Below are 19,744 nucleotides of genomic sequence, written 5' to 3' on the forward strand. Positions count from 1 at the left end.
AGCACGCCGGTTCGAGAGGCTTGCCGGATCGGCTTAAGGGGATCGATGACGGATCTGGGCGGGGGCTACCAGCCCCAGGGCACGCAGCCGTGGCACCCGGGCGACCCCGGGTACGGCGGCTACGCCCAGGGACAGCAGCCCGGACAGCAGGGGCAGCAGCCGGGGCAGTACGGCTACCCTCAGCAACCGCAGCAGCCCCAGCAGCCCGGTCCGTACGGCTACCCGCAGCAGCAGGGCTACCCCCAGCAGCCGCAGCAGCCGCAGTACGGTCAGCAGCCGCAGGCCCCGCAGCAGCCGCAGTACGGCCAGCAGCCCTACCAGCAGCAGCCGCAGGCCCCGCAGCAGCCGTACCAGCAGCAGGGCTACCCGCAGCAGCAGGTGCCCCAGCAGCCGATGCCTCCGCAGCAGGCCCAGCCGCAGCCGGCGCGCCGGCGCGCCGAGCCGGTCTCCGGCCCGGGCCCCGACGGCATCGACTGGGAGGCCGAGGCCGCCGCGCTGGACGCCCCCGCCCGCGTGCCGGCCGAGCCCGAGCCCGAGGACGACTGGGCGGAGGAGGAGTACGCCGAGGAGCACGACCCGGAGCGGGAGTCCTTCTTCGGCGAGCAGGACGACTCCCGCTCGGCCGAGAAGCGCCGCAAGGAGAAGGGCAAGAAGGCCGGCCGCAAGAACAGCGGCGCCTGCCTGGTGGTCGCCCTGGTCCTGATCGGCGGCCTGGCCGGCGGTGGCTACTGGGGCTACAACTTCTACCAGAAGCACTTCGGCCCGCCGCCGGACTTCGTGGGCGAGGGCACCGGCACGGTCCAGATCGAGATCAAGCCGGGCACGGGCGACGCGATGGGCAAGGTGCTGCTCGACGCCGGCGTGGTGAAGAGCCTCGACGCCTTCCGCAACGCCTACGGCAAGAACCCCAAGGCGATGACCATCCAGCCGGGCTTCTTCACCATGCACCACCAGATGTCCGCCGAGGCGGCCGTCAAGCTGTTGGTGGACTCGGCCGGTGGCGCCGCGCTGATCCTGCCCGAGGGCCAGAAGGCCGTCGACATCTACAAGCGGATCGACGCCAAGCTCAAGCTGGCCCCGGGCACCACCGCGAACGTGGCCAAGGCCCAGGTCAACGACCTCGGCCTGCCCCCGTACGCCAACGGCAACATCGAGGGCTTCCTCTGGCCGGCCAAGTACTCGATCAGCGAGGGCATGAAGCCCGAGGACCTGCTCAAGCAGATGGTCAAGACCGCGACCGAGAAGTACCAGGCGCTCGGCCTGGACGCGGGCGCCCAGAAGGCCGGGGTCAAGAACGGCTACGAGGTCGTCATCGCGGCCAGCATCCTGCAGGCCGAGGGCAACAACTCGGCCGACTTCGGCAAGATGGCACGGGCGATGTCCAACCGCCTCAACATCAACGCCGGTCCGCCCAAGGGGACTTGGGGCCGGCTCGAACTGGACACGACCCTGCAGTACGAGCTGGGGCGCACCACCTTCTCGGCGGCCGAGCACGAGAAGGACACCCCGTACAACACGTACAAGCGGAAGGGCCTGCCGCCGACCCCGATCGCCAACCCCGGCGAGGAGGCGATCAACGCCGTCCTGAACCCGCCCGCGGGTGACTGGATCTACTGGATCGCCATGAACCCGCAGGAGACCCGCTTCGCCGCCACCTGGGACGAGCACCTGAAGAACGTCCAGGAGTGGTGCACCGGGCAGGGCAAGGGCTTCGACCAGAAGGCAGGTCAGTGCAAGTGAGGACGATGTGACCACGCAGCACCGGGCCGCCGTGCTCGGCTCGCCGATCGCCCACTCGCTCTCCCCGGTGCTGCACCGGGCCGGGTACGAGGCGCTCGGGCTGACGGAGTGGCGGTACGGGCGGCACGAGGTGGACGAGGCCGGGCTGGCCGGGTTCGTCGAGGGGCTCGACCGGGCCGAATGGGCCGGGCTGTCGCTGACCATGCCGCTGAAGCGGGCGGTCATGCCGCTGTTGGACGAGGTGAGCGCGGCCGCGCTCTCGGTGGACGCGGTGAACACCGTGGTGTTCGGTGCGGACGGCCGTCTGCGCGGGGACAACACCGACATCCCGGGCCTGGTCAACGCGCTGCGCGAGCGCGGCATCGAGCGGGTGGAGGCCGCCTCGGTGCTCGGCGCCGGGGCCACCGCCTCCTCGGCGCTGGCCGCGCTGGCACAGGTCTGCACCGGCGAGGTGACGGTCCACGTGCGCAGCCCCGAGCGGGCCGCCGAGATGCGGGAGCTCGGCGAGCGGCTCGGTCTGACGCTCCGTACGGCGCCGTGGGAGGACGGGGCGGCCGCGCTGGCCGCGCCGCTGACCGTCTCGACCACCCCGGCCGGGGCCACCGACCACTTCGCGGACGCCCTGCCCGCCGCGCCCGGGGCGCTGTTCGACGTGCTCTACCACCCCTGGCCGACGGCCCTGGTGGCGGCGGTGGAGGCGCGCGGGGCGACCGTGCTCGGCGGCCTGGACCTGCTGGTCCATCAGGCGGTGCTCCAGTTCGAGCAGTTCACCGGCATCGGGCGCGGCCCGCTCGACGCGATGCGCGCCGCGGGCGAGAAAGCCCTGGCAGGAGAGGTCTGACGGGGTCGGTTCGAGCTGACAAGGTTCGGACCGTTCCTGTCCGCAACGCGGACCGTGCGACCGTTCCGTTTCCCGGCATGAAAGGATCGAGGGGAACGAACGCCTGGCCTGCGGGCCGCTGACGAAGGAGCTCCGTTGGGTACGTTGCGCTGGCTGACGGCGGGGGAGTCGCACGGCCCCGCACTGGTCGCGACGCTGGAGGGCCTGCCGGCCGGGGTGCCGGTGACCACCGCGATGGTCGCCGACGCGCTGGCCCGCCGTCGGCTCGGCTACGGCCGCGGTGCCCGGATGAAGTTCGAGCAGGACGAGGTGACCTTCCTCGGCGGCGTCCGGCACGGCGAGACCATGGGCAGCCCGGTGGCGATCATGGTCGGCAACACCGAGTGGCCCAAGTGGGAGCAGGTCATGTCGGCCGACCCGGTCGACCCGGAGATCCTCGCGGGCCTGGCCCGGAACGAGGCGCTGACCCGCCCGCGCCCCGGCCACGCCGACCTGGCCGGCATGCAGAAGTACTCGATCGAGGAGGCCCGCCCGATCCTGGAGCGCGCCTCCGCGCGTGAGACCGCGGCCCGCGTCGCGCTCGGCGCCGTCGCCCGCTCCTACCTCAAGGAGACCTGCGGCATCGAGATCGTCTCGCACGTGGTCGAGCTGGCCGCCGCCAAGGCCCCGGCCGGCGTGCTGCCGCTGCCCTCCGACGAGGCCCGCCTCGACGAGGACCCGGTGCGCTGCCTGGACGCCGACGCGTCCAAGGCGATGGTGGCCGAGATCGACCAGGCCCACAAGGACGGCGACACCCTGGGCGGCGTGGTCGAGGTGCTGGCCTACGGCGTCCCCGTCGGCCTGGGCTCGCACGTGCACTGGGACCGCCGTCTGGACGCGCGCCTGGCCGCCGCCCTGATGGGCATTCAGGCGATCAAGGGCGTCGAGGTCGGCGACGGCTTCGACCTGGCCCGCGTCCCCGGCTCGAAGGCGCACGACGAGATCGTCCCGACCCCCGAGGGGATCAAGCGCACCTCCGGCCGCTCCGGCGGCACCGAGGGCGGCCTCTCCACCGGCGAGCTGCTGCGGGTGCGCGCCGCCATGAAGCCGATCGCCACCGTGCCGCGTGCCCTGCAGACCCTGGACGTGCGCACCGGCGAGCCCGCCAAGGCGCACCACCAGCGCTCCGACGTCTGCGCCGTCCCGGCGGCCGGCATCGTCGCCGAGGCGATGGTGGCGCTGGTGCTGGCCGACGCGGTGGCCGAGAAGTTCGGCGGCGACAACGTCTCCGAGACCCGCCGCAACGTGCAGGGCTACCTCGACAACCTGATCGTCCGATGACCGCACCGCTGGTCGTGCTGGTCGGCCCTCCCGGGGCCGGCAAGAGCACCGTCGGCAGGCTGCTCGCCGAGCGCCTCGGCGTCACCTTCCGGGACACCGACGCGGACATCGAGGAGACGGCCGGCAAGCCCATCCCGGAGATCTTCGTGGACGAGGGCGAGCCGCACTTCCGGGAGCTGGAGGTGGCGGCCGTCGCGGCCGCCGCCTCCGGGCACCCCGGGGTGCTCTCGCTGGGCGGCGGCGCGGTGATGGCCGAGGCCACCCGCGAGGTGCTGCGCGAGCTGCCGGTGGTCTTCCTGGAGGTCGCGCTCGGCGACGCGGTCAAGCGCGTCGGCCTGGACGCGCCCCGGCCGCTGCTGGCGATCAACCCGCGGGCCCGCTGGCGCGAGCTGATGGAGGCCCGCCGTCCCCTCTACCTGGAGGTGGCGACGGCCGTGGTGGACACCGAGGGCCGCACCCCCGAGCAGGTCGCGGACGCCGTACTGGAAGCACTGGAGTTGAAGGCATGAGTGACACCGTCACCATCCACGTCGGCGGCAGCGCCGGGCACGACCCGTACGACGTGCTGATCGGGCACCAGCTGCTGGGCGAGCTGGGCGGGCTGATCGGCACCAAGGCCAAGCGGGTCGCGATCATCCACCCGGAGGCCCTGGAGGCCACCGGCGAGGCGATCCGCGAGGACCTGGCGGCCGAGGGCTACGAGGCGATCGTCCTCCAGGTGCCCAACGCCGAGGAGGCCAAGAGCGCCGAGGTGGCCGCGTACTGCTGGTCGGTGCTCGGCCAGACCGGCTTCACCCGCAGCGACGTCATCGTCGGCCTCGGCGGCGGCGCCACCACCGACCTGGCCGGCTTCGTGGCGGCCACCTGGCTGCGCGGGGTGCGCTGGGTCTCGATGCCCACCACGCTGCTCGGCATGGTGGACGCGGCGGTCGGCGGCAAGACCGGCATCAACATCGCCGAGGGCAAGAACATGGTCGGCGCCTTCCACCCGCCGGTGGGCGTGCTGGCCGACCTCGCCACCCTGGAGACCGTGCCCAAGCACGACTACGTCTCCGGTCTGGCCGAGGTGATCAAGTGCGGCTTCATCGCCGACCCGGTCATCCTCGACCTGATCGAGGCGGACCCGGAGGGGGCGAAGACCCCGGCCGGCCCGCACACCGTGGAGCTGATCCGGCGGGCCATCCAGGTCAAGGCCGACGTGGTCTCCGGCGACCTCAAGGAGTCGGGCCTGCGGGAGATCCTCAACTACGGCCACACCCTCGGCCACGCCATCGAGCGCAACGAGCGGTACAAGTGGCGGCACGGCGCCGCGATCTCCATCGGCATGGTCTTCGCCGCCGAACTCGCCCGCCTCGCCGGGCGGTTGGACGACGAGACGGCCGACCGGCACCGCTCGGTGCTGGCCTCGGTCGGCCTGCCGCTGAGCTACCGGGCGGACGCCTGGCCGAAGCTGCTGGACGCCATGCGGATCGACAAGAAGTCCCGCGGCGACCTGCTGCGCTTCATCGTGCTGGACGGCCTGGGCAAGACCTCCGTGCTGGAGGGCCCGGATCCGCAGGTGCTGGTCGCCGCCTACGCGGAGGTGTCCTCGTGACCGGGGCGCCCGAGGTGACCAGGGTGCTGGTGCTCAACGGCCCCAACCTCGGCCGCCTGGGCAGCCGGGAGCCGGACGTCTACGGCGCCACCTCCTACGCCGGCCTGGTCGAGCGCTGCACCGCACTCGGCAAGAAGCTCGGCCTGGAGGTCGAGGTCCGGGAGACCAACTCCGAGCAGGCGATGATCGAGTGGCTGCACGAGGCGGCCGACGGGCGGACCCCCGTGGTGATCAACCCCGGGGCGTTCACCCACTACTCGTACGGGATGCGGGACGCGGCCGCGCAGCGCACCGCGCCGCTGATCGAGGTGCACATCTCCAACCCGTACGCCCGGGAGACCTTCCGGCACAACTCGGTGATCGCCGCCGTCGCCTCCGGAACGGTGGCCGGCTTCGGCATCGGCTCCTACGAGCTGGCGCTGCGCGCGCTGGCCGAGCAGCTCGTCACCAAGTGACCCCCGGCGCGTCCGGCCCGGCCTGACGGACGATCAGTTGCCTGGTGGCGGGCTTGTGCCCGCCACCAGGGCGCCGTGTAGTCTCCCGGACGGGAGGTGCAAGTGACGCAGTACGCAGGGGGTACGGGGGGCCACGTGCCGCCGCCGGGCCACTCCTTCGCGCCCGCGGGCGGGCACCCACCGTACCCGGTCGGGCCCCCGCCGCCGGCCCGGCCGCCGTACCCCGTAGCGCCGCCCCCGCACACCGGCCACTTCCCGATGGCGCACGGCGCCCCCGTGCCCCCGCCGTTCGCGGTGCAGCCGACCCTGGCGGTGCTGCTGATCGGCCCGGCCGGGGCCGGCAAGACCACGGTGGCCCGGTACTGGGCCGAGCGCCGTCCGACGCCGACCGCGCACATCTCGCTGGACGACGTCCGCGAGTGGGTGCAGGCAGGCTTCGCCGACCCGCAGTCCGGGTGGAACGACGCCTCCGAGGCGCAGTACCGGCTGGCCCGCCGCACCTGCGGCTTCGCCTGCCGCAACTACCTGGCCAACGGCATCTCCTGCATCATCGACGACGCGGTCTTCCCCGACCAGCCCGCCGTCGGCCTCGGCGGCTGGCAGCGGCACATCGGCCCGGGCATGATCCCGGTGGTGCTGCTCCCCGGCCTGGACTCGGTGCTGGCCCGCAACGCCCGCCGCAGCGGCAACCGGCGGCTGGCGGACGAGGAGGTGGCCCGGATCCACGGCCGGATGGCCGGTTGGTACAGCACCGGGCTGCCGATCATCGACAACTCCCAGCTGGACGTGGCGGGCACGGCGGCCGCACTGGACCGCGTGGTGGCGGCCCGGCTGTCCGCCCACGCGGGGGGACAGCCGGGCCGCTGACGGGCCGTCAGCCGGCGGCCCGGGTCCGTCCGGTGGATCAGGCCGGGTTGCCGACCAGCTGGACCGGGCCGTTCAGGGTGTTCGGGGTGCAGCCGGGGGCCGACAGGGTGAGCTTGTCCTTGGTGTGGACGACGCTCAGTGGGCCGGTCAGCACAGTGCCGCAGAGCTGCACGGTGCCCGCGCCGACGGCCTGGACCGGACCGGTGACCTCCGAGCCCTTCACCACCAGGCTGGCGCCGCCGTACACCACGACCGGGCCGAACTGCTGGGCGCCGGTCAGGCAGGTGGTGCCGGAGCCGACCACCAGCGGGCCGTTGTGACGGCCGGTCAGGGTGGTGGTGCAGGCCGGGCCGGCGGGGACCTTGGCGCGGAAGTCCAGCGCGTAGGCGATCTTGCCGGGCTTGGCGTCGGTGATCGGCGCGCTCAGCTTGCCGAACTCGCCGCCGGTGGGCTTCTTGCCGTTGTTCCAGGAGGCCATCCGGCCGAGCTGGTCGGCGGTGCGGCCGTCCGGGGTGACCACGGTGGAGCCGGGCACGGCGGTCATCGCCTGCGAGGCGGTGCGCACCGCGTTCAGGTAGGAGGCCGCGTTGGTGGCGTCGTACGAGCCCGGCAGGCCGATGCCCTGGCCGCGCAGCCAGTCGCCCCACTGGAACTCCAGGTACTCGGCCGCGTCGGCCGGCACCGCGTAGCCGATGTCCCGGGTGAAGTAGACCAGGCTGCGGTACGGGTCGTCGTGGAAGTTGGCCAGCCCGAGGCGGGTGGGCAGCTGGGCGACGGTGACGGCCTGGTTGTTCTCGTCCAGCAGGCGCACCCACTTGTGCTCCTGCATCTGCTGCCAGAACTCGGCCTGCGGGAGCTTGCTGTAGTTGGCCTGGACGATCAGGCGGATGTGCAGCTTCTGCCCGCCGTCCGGGGCCTCCAGGAAGGAGGTCAGGGTGTGGTGGCCGTCCGTCAGGTAGAGGGCGCCGCCCGGGCCCACCACCACGGTCTTCATCTCGGAGCGGCTCTCCTCGGTCTCCTGGCCCACCGCGATGGTGCAGGTGAAGGTGGAGGCGTCGGAGATCTTCGCGCCCGGCTGGACGGTGGCGGCCACGCCCTGGCCGTTGGTCTCGCACCAGTCGTCGAAGCGCTTGTTGAGGTTGCCGTTGGCCTCGTCCTTGGCGGAGGTGTAGCGGCCGAGCTTGTAGTAGACCTCGTCGTAGCCGACGGCCGGCTGGGTCGGGCGCAGCTGGTCCAGGGTGACGTCCAGCAGGTCGCCGGGCTGGGCCTTCAGCGCCGGGTTCGGGGCCGCAGCGGCGGGGGAGGCGACGGCGGTCAGGCCGGTCACCGCGAGCAGACCGGCCGCGGCGGCGGCGAGCACGGCGCGGGTGCGGTGCTGCGGGGCGGGGGCGGGGCTCATGGGGCGACTCCTGCGGTGGTGGCCGGTGTGCGACGGGTGCTGGCGCATATCCATCCACTGACGGCACCTCGGCGGGTGGCCACAGGGTGGTGCGGAGATGGCGGGGGCGTGAACCCTGTCCGTCGCGCCCCTGGGAAGTCCCTGGAGGGGCGGCCGGCGGCCCGTCGGGGGTGTCGGTCCGGGCTGAGAGAATGGAGCCCTCGCCGTCACCGTCCGGGAGGGGACCGTCTTGCCCGAGGGCCACATCATCCACCGTCTCGCCACCGAGCACGCCAAGGGCTTCGCCCACCGTCCGGTCGCCGTCTCCAGCCCGCAGGGGCGGTTCGCCGACGGCGCGCGGCTGATCGACGGTCAGGTCCTGACGGAGGCCCAGGCCCACGGCAAGCACCTCTTCCTCGGCTTCTCCGAGGACCGCTGGCTGCACGTCCACCTCGGCCTGTACGGGGAGTTCACCTTCGGCCCGGCCCCCGCCCCCGCCCCGGTCGGCCTGGTCCGGCTGCGGCTGGAGAACGACGAGCTCTTCTCCGACCTGCGCGGGCCGAACACCTGCGAGCTGCTCACCGGCGCCGAGAAGGCCGCCGTGCACGCCCGGCTCGGCCCCGACCCGCTGCGGCCCGGCGCCTCCTCCGAGGACGCCTGGCGGTACGTCAGCCGCAGCCGCACCACCGTCGCCGCGCTGCTGATGGACCAGAAGGTGCTGGCCGGCGTCGGGAACGTCTACCGCGCCGAGGTGCTGTTCCGCCTGGGCATCGACCCGCACCGGGCGGGCAGGGACCTCACCCGGGAGGAGTGGGACGCGGTCTGGGCGGACTTGGTGGTGCTGATGGCCGACGGCGCGATGATCGGCCGGATCGACACCGTCCGCCCCGAACACACCCCCGAGGCGATGGGCCGCCCGCCCCGGGTGGACGACCACGGCGGCGAGGTCTACGTCTACCGCCGCGCCGGGATGCCCTGCCTGGTCTGCGGCACCGAGGTCCGCACGGAGGCGCACGCGGCACGCAACCTCTTCTGGTGCCCGAGCTGCCAGCGGGCGTGAGGGCGGCCCCGCGGGCTGATTGACAGGTTCAGTACAGCAGCGGAAGGATGCCGGTGCCCTTGACGATCCGTCAGCACCGGCATCCGGAGGCCGTCTTGCCCGCACCCTCGCTCCTGCGCCGCGCGGCCCGCGCGATCGGCGCCGTCCTGCTGGCCCTGGCCGCCGTGCTGGCCGGTGGCGCCCCCGCCCACGCCGACTTCGGCAGCGACTACCACGACCCGATGACCGCGGCCAAGCCGCTGACCCGCCCGGACACCCGCTCCTGCACCGTCGAGGTGATGCACGAGCGGGCCTTCCGCGAGGGGTACGGCAACCCTCCGGACACCCCGTACGCGGGCACCCTCACGGTGCCGCCCGCCTGCGCCGGCGCCTGGTCGATGGTGGTGCTGGACCTGCACGGCAGTGTGGCCGGGCGGCAGTACGACCGCCTGTTCACCGTCCGGGTCGGCGGGGTCGAGGTGCTGCTCTCCTCCACCCCCGAGCCCTCCAAGGACGGCATCGAGTGGCGCCTGGAGCGCGACCTCACCCGCTACGCGCCGGTGCTGACGGGCAGCCGGCCGTTCGAGTTCGACCTGGCCAACGTCACCAACGAGACCTACACCGGGGTCTTCGTGATCTCCGCCTCGGTCACCTTCTACACCGCCTCGCCGAAGTGGCCGGCCGCCCGCACCGCCGACCGGGTGCTCACCTCCGGCCCGTTCGCCCTGGACGCCTCCCGCCTCTCCACGGCCCGGGAGTACAGCTTCCCGCCCAACCTGGAGGCGCTCACCGCCGAGCTCTACGTGCGCGGCGGCGGGGCCTGCGAGGAGTTCGCCTACGCCTCCGCCCCGCAGGAGTTCGTCACCGCCAACCCCGGCCGCGGGTACTGCGGCCAGGGCCCGTTCCGCGAGCTGCGGCTCGCCGTGGACGGCGTGGTGGCCGGCGCGGTCTGGCCCTACCCCGTGATCTACACCGGCGGCTGGGACCCGCTGCTCTGGCGGCCCACCCCCGGCCTGTTCGCCTTCGAGCTGCCCGCCTACCGGCTGGACCTCACCCCGTACGTCGGGCTGCTGCTGGACGGCCGCCCGCACACCCTCTCGGTCACCCTCAACCGGGCCGAGCAGCAGAGCAACGACTCCTGGACCGGCCAGCTCAACCTCTTCGCCGAGGTCGACGAGGGCAGCGCCCGCACCACCGGCGCCCTGACCCGCCACCAGGTGGCCGCCGCCGTCGAGCCGGTCACCGCGCTCACCGACCTCGGCGGCGGAAGCGGGGACTGGACCGTCACCGCACGGCGGCAGGACGTGGCCGAAGGCTGGGTGCAGACCTCGCACGGGCGGGTCCGCACCGAGGTGAGCAGCAGTCAGGTCTTCGGCTCCACCCAGCAGCTGCGGGAGGAGGGCGCCGCACTCAAGCTGGCCAACCGGCTGGACCAGACCTGGACCACGCACCGCAGGGGCGGCGGGCCGCAGCGGGTGGAGACGGTGAGCGAGGGCGTCCCGCTGACGGTGGACTACCGCTACGGCCAGGACGGCCAGCGCACCTCGATGGTGATGGGCCGGCACCGCACCGAGACCGCCGACGGGGTGCGCCGCACCGTGGACCACACCTACGCCCCGACCGCCGAGCGCCGCGACGGTGCCACCCCGGTCCGCACCGCCACGGCGGTCGAGAGCTACCGCTCCACCGGCCCGGAGGGCCCGTACGCCCGGACGATCACCACCCGGGACGGCTGGCCGCTCTGACGCACCGTCGCCCGCCCGGGGGCAGCCCTCCGGGCGGGCGACGACGGCCGGGTGAGTGAGCCCTCCGGGCGGGAGGATCGGGGTGGTGAGGGGGCCGGAGGGGAGCCCGCGCCTTCGGCCCTTCCCGCACCTGCCTCGCCCGGAGGGCCGCGGCTCAGAAGGTGAGCGTCCGGCCCTCCTGCTTGGCCTGCTTGGCCGTGTACGAGACGCCGTGCACCTTCAGCCCGGCCGGGTCCAGCAGGGTGATCACCCCGCCGCCGTTCTCCAGCTCGAAGCCGCCCCCGCCGCTCACCGCGAGGCTGGCGCCGGGCTCCAGCCGCTGGGCCGGGAGCGACAGGCGGTGCTTGGAGCGGTCGGCCAGCTGCCAGCCCGTCAGGTCGACCGGGGCGGCGGAGGTGTTGAGCACGGTGACCTTCTCCCGGCCCCGGTCCGGCCCGACCGGGTTCACCAGGGCGGAGACGATCCGCAGGCCGGCCGGGGTGTGGTCGTCCGGGCGGCCGGGGGTGCCGGGGAGGGTGTGGCCGGTGGCGTCGTCGGTGTGCCAGGCCTGCGACTGGAAGGCCAGGAAGACCGCGATCCAGCGGTCCTCGGCGGGCAGGTGGACCAGCAGCGCGCCGTCCTGGTAGACCCCGTCGTCGCCCTTGAACCGGCCGCTGTTGCCCTGGTTCATGTGGACGTCGTGCACGCCGTTGCCCGGCTCGAAGCCGAAGACCTTGTCCGGCTTGCCGGGCTCTGGGCCGAAGCGCTCGCCGAAGACGTGCAGTACCGCCGCCGGGTCGGCGACCGCGCGCAGCACGAAGTGGTCCAGCAGGTCGGCCAGGTCGTTGTCCACGCCCGGCAGGTCCGGCGGCAGGGTGCGCAGCTTCGCCGGGTCGAAGAGGTTGCCCCGGATGAAGTCCACCGCGGCGGTGCCGGCCTTGGAGGGCAGCGGCGCCCAGCCGGTGCCGGTGGCCGGGAGCAGCGCGGTCAGCGGGTGGCGGAAGTCGTCCACCACCGCGTACAGCAGCTCCGAAGGGGCCTGCTGGGACTGGACGTTGACGGCGGCCCGGTAGTCGGTGCCGTGGGTGTCGCGCAGGTGGATCTGGTAGTGCGGGGTGTCGGTGGCGCCCTCGCGGCGGCGGGCGACGGCGCGGGCGGAGAGCACGCCGTAGTTCTTGAGCGGCATGGGTCACGGTCCTTCGAGGGTGCGGCGGTCCGGTTCGGCCACCGTTATCCCGCAGTGCGGCGCGCGGCGTCCGGGGAACGGCCTCCTGTTCACCCGTCGGTGGCCGAACCGTTGCCCGGGCCCGGTTCACCCCTGCGGGGATCAGCGACGGCGGCGCCGGAGGATCGAGTGCACGGTGAAGGCGGCCAGCGCGACGGTGAGCAGCCCGGCGAGCCAGAGCGAGAACGGGTCCGGCCCGGTGGCGGCGGCCGGGGCCGCCACGGGGGCGGGCTCCTCGCTGGAGGGCTGCGCGTTCGGCGAGGCGGTGCCGGAGGGCTTGGCGGTGGCCTTGGGCGAGGCGGTGCCGCGGCCGGAGCGGCTGGGGGTGGGGCTCGGGGCGGGGCCGCCGTACTGGAAGACGGCCAGCGCCTGCTCCTTGCCCTCCAGGCCACCGGTGGCCGGATCCTCGCCGGTGCTGATCAGGACGGGCGCGTCGAGGCCGCTGCTGACGAGCTGGTAGCTGCCCTTGGCGGCCTTGCCCGCCAGGGTGACCTTCGCCTTGACCGTCAGGGTGCCGTGCGGCTGGACGGTGACGGCGCCGGCCGGCTCGGTCAGGCTCCAGCGGCCGCTCGGGTCCACCCGGTCGGAGGGGCGCCAGCCCCCGTTCGCCGGGTCCTGCCAGACCACCGTGATCCCGTCGGTGGGGACACCGCCGGTGCGGGCGTTGGTGGAGACGGCGAGCGAGAAGCCGCCGGGCTGGATGCGGTGCGGGGAGGTCGAGCTGACGGTCAGGGTGACTTCGAAGGTCCCGCCGACCGGCAGGGTGGCGGGCACCCCGCCGAAGGTGGTGGTGATCCTGCCGTTGCGCACTTCGGCGGCCTGCGCGGTCTGAACCGCCGTCAACACCACCGATGCTGCCAGCAGCCCCGCGGCCAGCGGACGTGCCATCTCCCTGCCCCCTCCGACGTACCGGCCGAGCTGCGCCGAGGACCGGATGCTAGCAACCGGGACGGGTGAGCCTCCGGCCGCCCCGCAGGCGGGGACGTGGGCCGGCCCCGGACGGTTCCCCCGGAGGGGCCGCCCGGGGCCGGGCGGGGCTCAGCGCTCTTCGCGGAAGAGCACGTGCTCGCGGGCGACCGGGTCGAACTTGCGCAGGACCAGGCGGTCCGGGTCGTTGCGCCGGCTCTTCCGGGTGACGTAGGTGTAGCCCGTCCCGGCCGTGGACTTCAGCTTCACGATCGGGCGCAGGTCGGTGCTGGCCATCCGGTCCTCCTGGGTTCGGGGTTCCCGGCCGTCACCGACTGGAAACCGTTTTCACCTCGGCTCAACGCGGCCCCGCCCCGGTCCATTCCCCCGTACCTGACGGAGTGCCGACCAGTCCGTCCGGAACGGTGGCGGACAGCTCGGCCACCTGGCGGCGCAGCTCCCGGACCTCCTCGGTGAGTTCGCGGATCGCCAGGTGGTTGACGTGGTCCATCCGCTCCTCCGCGTCGGCGCGCGAGATGAACCAGGCGGCGATGTTCGCCGTCACCACGCCGAGCAGGGCGATGCCCGAGAGCATCAGCCCGACCGCCAGCAGCCGGCCCAGCCCGGTGGTCGGGGTGTGGTCGCCGTACCCGACCGTGGTCATGGTGGTGAAGGACCACCAGAGCGCGTCGTCCAGGGTCTTGATGTTGGCGGTGGGGGAGGAGCGCTCGATGTCCAGCACGGCCAGCGAGCCGAAGACCAGCAGCCCGATCACCGCCCCCACCACGTAGGTGGTCAGCCGCACCTGGGCGGCCATCCGCACCCGCTGCCCGGCCAGCACCGCGGTGGAGACCAGCCGCAGCAGCCGCAGCGGCCCCGCCAGCGGCAGCACCACGGCCAGCAGCGAGAGCGGCTGCGAGCGGACGAACCGCCAGCGCTGCTCGGCCAGGTAGAACCGCACCAGGTAGTCGCAGGTGAGCGCGGCCCAGACCACCCACTCCGTCCACCAGGCCGCGTGGAGCAGCGCGACCGAGCCCTCGGGGTGCAGGATCGGCGCGGCGTACGCGACCGCGAAGAGCACCGACAGGACCATCAGCGGGAGCTGGGTGCGGCACTCCCAGCGCTCGAGGCGGGTCATCCGCGCTACCTCCTGGGCGGTGCGGGCCCCGTGGCGGTCCGGGACCCCGGACGGGTGGGGCGGCACGACCTTCTCACATCCCCGCCGCCCGACGGTTCCTGTACGCGCGGTCCGTCAACTCCGGCTGACCTGCCCCGGCGCGGCCGCCGAGCCGCTCGCCGGGTCGGGCGGCCGGAGCCTTCCGGAGGCCGCCGACCGGATCAAGTCCTGCCCGCCGAGGGCGCCGTGACGGCGGCTCAGGCGTGCTCCAGGGCCCCGGCCGCCGCGGCCGCCGGCGCGGGCAGCGGGGGCCGGGAGCGCAGGGCGGGGGAGGCGGCCAGCAGGACCGCCGCCCCCGCGAGCAGGCCGGCCCCGGCGCAGAGCGGCCAGAGCAGGCCGGGCGCCGCGTCGTACACCGCCCCGCCGATCGCCGGGGCGAGTACGGAGCCGCTGATCGAGGCGCCCGCGTACAGGCTCTGGAAGCGCCCCTGGAGGTGGAGCGGGGCGCAGTCCGCGACGTAGGCGGTGGCGGGGGTCTTGTAGAGGATCTCGCCTAGGGTCAGCAGTGCCATGGTGGCGACCGCGAGCCAGACCGAGGCACCGAGCGCCAGCAGGCCGTAGGCGAGACCGACCAGGCCCAGGCCGGCGCCGATGATCCGCAGCGGGGAGCGCTTGCGCAGGGCCACGGTGGCGGGCAGTTCCAGGCAGAGGATCACGCCGCCGTTGATCGCCATCAGGGCGCCGTACACCTCGCTGCCGATGCCGTGGTCCCGGAGGAAGACCGGCAGGGTGCCGTACTGCTGACGGTAGACGGTGTCGATCACCACGACGGCCGGCAGCAGCACCAGGAGGCCCGGCCGGGCCCGCAGCGCGCTCCACAGTGACTCGCCCCCGGCGGCGACGGCGGCCCGCTCGGCCCTGCCCGGGTCGGCGGTGAGCACCAGCGCCGCGTACCCGGCGAACAGCAGCGCGCCGATCCCGTCGGCCAGGAAGAGCCACCCGTACGAGACCTGAGCCGCGATCAGACCGCCGAGCGGCGCGCCGAGCGCGAAGCCCGCGTTCCCGGCGAAGCGCATCACCGCGACGCCCTGCCGCCGCGCCCCGGCCGGGACGGCGGCGGTGACCAGGGTGGCGTTGGCCGCCCGGGCCGCGCCGGAGGCGTACATCGACAGCGGCAGCACCAGCAACAGGGCGGCGACCGGCAGCACCGGCAGCACGATCAGCCCCGCGCCGGAGACCACCGAGCTGATCAGCAGGACCCGCCGGTGGCCGAAGTGGTCGCCGAACCAGCCGCCGGTGAAGTTTCCCGCCACCGACCCGATCCCGCCCACGCCCGCGACCAGGCCCGCCTCGGCGACGCCGATGCCGCGCTCGGCGGTCAGGAAGAGGAAGAGGTAGACGAAGGTGAAGGCGGTCATGGTGTTGACGAAGATGCCCACCGACAGGAGCCAGACGGCCCTCGGTACTGCTCGCACGTGATCGGCCCCCGCTAGTCAGTTCCTTTGGGGAACGGACTATGCCAGCATGGGAGGGTGAGGGTCAACGGCAATCGGTGGTCGGCGGAGGAGGTCGGGTGCCCAGACGAGGCGGGCCCGGGGACGAGAACTGCGCCGTCGCCCAGTCCCTGGACGTGGTCGGCGACGCCTGGACGCTGCTGATCGTCCGCGACATCGCGCGCGGCCAGCACCGCTTCGACGGCCTCCAGCACGAGCTCGGGCTCTCCCGGAAGGTCCTGACGGAGCGTCTGGCCCTACTGGTGGACTCCGGGGTGCTCAGCCGCGAGCCGTACCAGAGCCGCCCGCCGCGCTACGAGTACCGCCTCACCGAGCGCGGGCGCGGGCTGCTGCCGGTGCTGGTCGCACTCCAGGACTGGGGCGACACCTGGCTGCTCGGCGACGGCAGCTACACCGCCACCGCCGACGAGCACTCCCGCGAGGCCGAGCGCGTCCACGCGCTGCTCGGCACCCGGGTCCCCGAGCTGCTGCTCCCCACGGCGGACGGCCCGCTCGACCCGGTGGCCGGGCTCACCGTCCTCTACTGCTTCCCCGGGGCCTTCGCCCGCCCCGAGCTCTATCCGCCCGGCTGGGGCGCCGTCCCCGGCGCGGCCGGCTGCACCCTCGAATCCCGTGGCTACCAGGCCCGGCTGGCCGAGTTCACCGCCGCCGGGGCCGCCGTGCACGGCGTCTCCACCCAGCGCACCGACGAACAGCGCGCCTTCGCCGAGGCCGAGGGGCTCGCCTTCCCCCTGCTCTCCGACGCCGCCCTCGAACTGGCCGCAGCGCTGCGCCTCCCCACCCTCCGGGCCGGCGGCACCACCCGCCTCAAGCGCCTCACCCTGGTGATCGGCCCCGACCGGACGGTCCGTCAGGTCCAGTACCCGGTCACCGACATCGCGGCGAGCATCGAGACGGCGCTGCGGGAGGTCGCGGCCGGCTGACCGGGGCCCACGTACTGCCGGGACGTCACGGCCGTGTTGCCCCCGATGTCCATTCCGGCCCGACCCTTGATCGTCTCCCCCGTCGCGTGTGACGGTGGCCGGGCGCCCGGTGACCGGCCGGGCCGTGTCGGTCGACCCGCGCCGTACCGCGTCCGGCCCGTCGCGGAGAACGGAGGCCCCCGGTGCCCTCGCCCTCCCAGCCCCTGCGCAAGCTGGGCTTCCTGACCATCGGGCTGTTCGACCCCGCCGATCCCGGCAAGGGCCACGAGTCCACCCTGCGGATCATCGAACTCGGTGAGCAGCTCGGCTTCGACGGTGCCTGGGTGCGCCACCGGCACCTCCAGTACGGGATCTCCTCGCCCGTCGCCGTCCTGGCGGCCGCCACCCAGCGCACCCACCGGATCGAACTGGGCACCGCGGTCATCCCGCTGGGCTGGGAGAACCCGCTGCGCCTGGCCGAGGACCTCGCGACCGTCGACCTCCTCTCCGGCGGCCGGCTCAACCCCGGAGTCAGCGTCGGCCGCCCCGGTCACTGGGACCAGGTCGCCCCCGCGCTGTACCCGGACACCGCGGCGGTCGAGGAGTTCGGCTACGAGCGGGTGCGGCGACTGCTCGACTTCGTCAAGGGCGAGCCCGCCACCGACTTCAGCGGCGTCGAAGGCATCGAGGTGTACTCCGACCGGGTCCAGCCCGTGGCCCCCGGCCTGGCGGACCGCCTCTGGTACGGCGGCGGGAGCCTGCGCTCGGCCCGCTGGGCGGGCGAGCAGGGGCTGAACCTGCTGACCAGCAACGTGGTCCGGGCGGAGGAGTCGGAGGACTTCGCCACCATCCAGCGCTCGCAGATCGACGCCTTCCGCAGCCACCACCCGGAGGGCGCCCGCGCCCGGGTCTCCCAGGGTCTGGTGGTCGTCCCCACCGACAGCGCCACGCCCGAGCAGCGCGCGAAGTACCTGGAGTACGCGCGGAACCGGCTCCCGCGCACCGCCACCCCGCAGGGGCCGTCGCGGATGATGTTCGCGCCGGACCTGGTCGGGACCTCCGCCGAGATCGCCGAACGGCTGTACGCCCACGCCGGGTTCCAGGCGGTCGACGAAGCGGTCTTCGCGCTGCCGTTCAGCTTCGAGCACGAGGACTACGTCCAGATCCTCACGGACATCGCCACCCGGCTCGCTCCGGCCCTCGGCTGGCGTTCGGCGGCGTGACCGCGGTCGACCGGCGTGGGGTGGTGGTCACACCGGGGGCGCGGGGAACTGCGCGCTGCGGGAGGCGTCGACCGTGTGCCGGGTACGGCGAACCACGTGCAAGTGAGTGTCCGTACCCGGCACACGGGTCGCGTTCTTCCGTCTCGCGCAGTTCCTCGCGCCCCTGACCGCCCTCCGGGCGGCCACGGGCGGGTGCGTTCGGCGGGCGGGGCGGGCGTGGGGTTCTTAGGCTCGGGGCATGGTTGACGCACACGGGGCTCGGCGGGAACGGCTCAGGCAGCACTGCAGCGCCTCCGGCGCCGACGCGGCGCTGGTCACCCGTCCCGCGAACGTCCGGTACCTGACCGGCTGCGCGCCCTGCGGGGCCACCCTCCTGCTCACCCGGGACAGGGCGCTGCTCGCGCTGCCCGAGGACCTGCCCCCCGACGACACCGGGGAGCACCTGGTGCCGGACGACCCCGAGCTCTCCCGGGTGCCGGTGCCCGGCGAGACCGACACGGCGCTGGCCGCCGCCGAGGCCGCGGCCCGGCTGGGGGTGCGCGACCTGGCGGTGGAGGAGCACGACCTGACGGTCAGTCGGCACCGCGCGGTGGCCGGGCTGGCCAAGGGGGTCAACCTGCTGGACCTGGCCCGCGCGGTGGAGCGCCAGCGGGTGGTCAAGGACGAGCACGAGATCGCCGACCTGCGGATCGCCGCCGAGATCGCCGACCAGGCGCTCGGCGAGCTGCTGGAGTCGATCCTGGTCGGCCGCACCGAGCGCCACCTGGCGATGGAGCTGGAGCGCCGGATGATCGACCACGGCGCGGACCGGGCCGCCTTCCCGGTCTCGGTCGGCACCGGCAGCCACTCCGGCCAGGAGGCCCACCTGCCCACCGACCGCCGGGTGGAGGAGGGTGACTTCCTCACCGTGGTGCTCGGCGCCCAGTACCGCGGCTACCGGGTCTCCACCGCCCGCACCTTCGTGATCGGCGCCGCCCCCGCCCCCTGGCAGGTCGACCTGCACCGCCTGGTCTTCCGCGCCCAGCGGGCCGGCCGGGAGGCCCTCCAGCCGGGTGTCCCGCAGCACGCACCGGACCTGGCCGCCCGCGAGATCCTCCAGTCCGCGGGCCACGCGGGCAACGCCGTGCACCCGCTCGGTCACGGCATCGGACTCGAGATCAGGGAGGCGCCGCGTCTCGGGCCCGCGGACATGGGTAAACTGGACAATCGCGTGCCGGTCACCGTCGGCCCCGGGGTGCACATCCCCGGAAAGGGCGGAGTCCGGATCGAGGACACGCTCGTGGTGCGCCCCCTCGAAGAGGGCGGGCCCGAGCTGCTCACCATCACGACCAAGGAGCTCCTCGCGCTGTAGCCGCCCCGGCGGCCGCGGCACGCGCAATCCCTTGGTTCCTTGACAGCTATATCCAGGAGTAAGTGCGCCCGTGGCTTCCACGAACGATCTCAAGAACGGCATGGTCCTCAACATCGACGGCAAGCTGTGGTCCGTCGTCGAGTTCCAGCACGTGAAGCCCGGCAAGGGCCCGGCCTTCGTGCGCACCAAGCTCAAGGAGGTCCTCAGCGGCAAGGTCGTCGACAAGACCTTCAACGCCGGCGTCAAGGTGGAGACCGCCAACGTCGACAAGCGCACCATGCAGTTCTCGTACAAGGACGGCGAGAACTTCGTGTTCATGGACATGGACACCTACGACCAGCTCACCATCGAGCCGTCCGTGGTCGGCGACGCCGCCAAGTACCTGCTCGAGGGCTTCGAGGCCCTGGTCGCGCAGAACGACGGCTCCCCGCTGTACGTCGAGCTCCCGGCCGCCGTCGAGCTCGTGATCGCCGAGACCGAGCCGGGCGTCCAGGGCGACCGCTCCACCGGTGGCACCAAGCCGGCCACCCTGGAGACCGGCACCGAGA

At 73.7% G+C, this 19,744-nt stretch carries 19 protein-coding genes; 13 read left to right on the forward strand and 6 right to left on the reverse strand.

What is annotated here, in order from left to right; all coding sequences use genetic code 11:
• The first annotated feature begins 45 nt into the window (after window positions 1-45).
• From mltG to ABD946_RS00985, 7 genes are all read left to right on the forward strand, one after another.
• The gene (gene mltG, locus ABD946_RS00955; protein WP_345279043.1) at window positions 46-1,740 is read left to right on the forward strand and encodes an endolytic transglycosylase MltG; all 1,695 of its coding nucleotides are present in this window, start codon (window positions 46-48) and stop codon (window positions 1,738-1,740) included.
• A 7-nt stretch (window positions 1,741-1,747) separates the two neighbouring features.
• Window positions 1,748-2,581: a shikimate dehydrogenase gene (locus ABD946_RS00960; RefSeq protein ID WP_345279044.1), complete on the forward strand. Its 834-nt coding sequence runs from the start codon at window positions 1,748-1,750 to the stop codon at window positions 2,579-2,581.
• A 135-nt stretch (window positions 2,582-2,716) separates the two neighbouring features.
• A complete protein-coding gene (gene aroC / locus ABD946_RS00965; protein ID WP_345279046.1) occupies window positions 2,717-3,901 on the forward strand; it encodes a chorismate synthase in 1,185 nt (394 codons plus the stop codon).
• A complete protein-coding gene (locus ABD946_RS00970) occupies window positions 3,898-4,410 on the forward strand; it encodes a shikimate kinase (RefSeq protein ID WP_345279048.1) in 513 nt (170 codons plus the stop codon). Before aroC ends, ABD946_RS00970 begins: the two co-directional genes overlap by 4 nt.
• Window positions 4,407-5,495, forward strand: coding sequence for a 3-dehydroquinate synthase (gene aroB, locus ABD946_RS00975; protein WP_345279050.1), 1,089 nt, complete (start codon window positions 4,407-4,409; stop codon window positions 5,493-5,495). Before ABD946_RS00970 ends, aroB begins: the two co-directional genes overlap by 4 nt.
• Window positions 5,496-5,509: 14 nt before the next feature.
• Window positions 5,510-5,950 carry a type II 3-dehydroquinate dehydratase gene (gene aroQ / locus ABD946_RS00980; RefSeq protein ID WP_345279076.1) on the forward strand — a complete coding sequence of 147 codons (441 nt, stop codon included), beginning with the start codon at window positions 5,510-5,512 and terminating at the stop codon, window positions 5,948-5,950.
• A gap of 102 nt (window positions 5,951-6,052) precedes the next feature.
• The gene (locus tag ABD946_RS00985) at window positions 6,053-6,817 is read left to right on the forward strand and encodes an AAA family ATPase (protein WP_345279052.1); all 765 of its coding nucleotides are present in this window, start codon (window positions 6,053-6,055) and stop codon (window positions 6,815-6,817) included.
• Between the two features lie 37 nt (window positions 6,818-6,854).
• Here the strand turns inward: ABD946_RS00985 and ABD946_RS00990 are convergent, their stop codons facing one another.
• The gene (locus tag ABD946_RS00990) at window positions 6,855-8,216 is read right to left on the reverse strand and encodes a ParB/Srx family N-terminal domain-containing protein (protein WP_345279054.1); all 1,362 of its coding nucleotides are present in this window, start codon (window positions 8,214-8,216) and stop codon (window positions 6,855-6,857) included.
• Window positions 8,217-8,445: 229 nt separating this feature from the next.
• Between ABD946_RS00990 and ABD946_RS00995 the strand changes: the two genes are divergently transcribed.
• Together ABD946_RS00995 and ABD946_RS01000 are read left to right on the forward strand one after the other, a co-directional pair.
• Window positions 8,446-9,255, forward strand: a complete 810-nt coding sequence (locus tag ABD946_RS00995) for an Fpg/Nei family DNA glycosylase (protein ID WP_345279056.1) — start codon at window positions 8,446-8,448, stop codon at window positions 9,253-9,255.
• A 59-nt stretch (window positions 9,256-9,314) separates the two neighbouring features.
• Window positions 9,315-10,979, forward strand: a complete 1,665-nt coding sequence (locus tag ABD946_RS01000) for a peptide-N4-asparagine amidase (RefSeq protein ID WP_345279058.1) — start codon at window positions 9,315-9,317, stop codon at window positions 10,977-10,979.
• Between the two features lie 154 nt (window positions 10,980-11,133).
• On the opposite strand, the gene ABD946_RS01005 is transcribed toward ABD946_RS01000, so the two are convergent.
• The 5 genes from ABD946_RS01005 to ABD946_RS01025 all read right to left on the reverse strand — a co-directional run bounded on the left by ABD946_RS01005 (window position 11,134) and on the right by ABD946_RS01025 (window position 15,645).
• The gene (locus tag ABD946_RS01005; RefSeq protein WP_345279059.1) at window positions 11,134-12,144 is read right to left on the reverse strand and encodes a DUF2278 family protein; all 1,011 of its coding nucleotides are present in this window, start codon (window positions 12,142-12,144) and stop codon (window positions 11,134-11,136) included.
• A gap of 141 nt (window positions 12,145-12,285) precedes the next feature.
• Window positions 12,286-13,071: a hypothetical protein gene (locus ABD946_RS01010; protein WP_345279060.1), complete on the reverse strand. Its 786-nt coding sequence runs from the start codon at window positions 13,069-13,071 to the stop codon at window positions 12,286-12,288.
• 150 nt (window positions 13,072-13,221) lie between these two features.
• Window positions 13,222-13,386, reverse strand: a complete 165-nt coding sequence (gene rpmG / locus ABD946_RS01015) for a 50S ribosomal protein L33 (protein WP_345279061.1) — start codon at window positions 13,384-13,386, stop codon at window positions 13,222-13,224.
• A gap of 61 nt (window positions 13,387-13,447) precedes the next feature.
• Entirely contained in the window at window positions 13,448-14,227 is a 780-nt protein-coding gene (locus ABD946_RS01020) for a potassium channel family protein (protein ID WP_345279062.1), read from the reverse strand.
• Between the two features lie 236 nt (window positions 14,228-14,463).
• Complete coding sequence (locus ABD946_RS01025; protein WP_345279063.1) at window positions 14,464-15,645, reverse strand: MFS transporter; 1,182 nt, start codon at window positions 15,643-15,645, stop codon at window positions 14,464-14,466.
• 134 nt (window positions 15,646-15,779) lie between these two features.
• Here ABD946_RS01025 and ABD946_RS01030 point away from each other — a divergent pair, with 134 nt between their 5' ends.
• The 4 genes from ABD946_RS01030 to efp form a co-directional block, all read left to right on the forward strand.
• The gene (locus tag ABD946_RS01030; RefSeq protein WP_345279064.1) at window positions 15,780-16,643 is read left to right on the forward strand and encodes a winged helix-turn-helix transcriptional regulator; all 864 of its coding nucleotides are present in this window, start codon (window positions 15,780-15,782) and stop codon (window positions 16,641-16,643) included.
• Window positions 16,644-16,825: 182 nt separating this feature from the next.
• Window positions 16,826-17,845 (forward strand): LLM class flavin-dependent oxidoreductase, encoded by a 1,020-nt coding sequence (locus ABD946_RS01035; RefSeq protein ID WP_345279065.1) that lies wholly within the window; start codon window positions 16,826-16,828, stop codon window positions 17,843-17,845.
• 238 nt (window positions 17,846-18,083) lie between these two features.
• Window positions 18,084-19,196 carry a M24 family metallopeptidase gene (locus ABD946_RS01040; RefSeq protein WP_345279066.1) on the forward strand — a complete coding sequence of 371 codons (1,113 nt, stop codon included), beginning with the start codon at window positions 18,084-18,086 and terminating at the stop codon, window positions 19,194-19,196.
• A gap of 70 nt (window positions 19,197-19,266) precedes the next feature.
• A partial coding sequence (gene efp / locus ABD946_RS01045; protein WP_345279067.1) for an elongation factor P occupies window positions 19,267-19,744 on the forward strand: 478 nt, incomplete at its 3' end.

It is taken from the genome of Kitasatospora albolonga (assembly GCF_039535905.1).
GTDB classification, from domain to species: domain Bacteria; phylum Actinomycetota; class Actinomycetes; order Streptomycetales; family Streptomycetaceae; genus Kitasatospora; species Kitasatospora albolonga.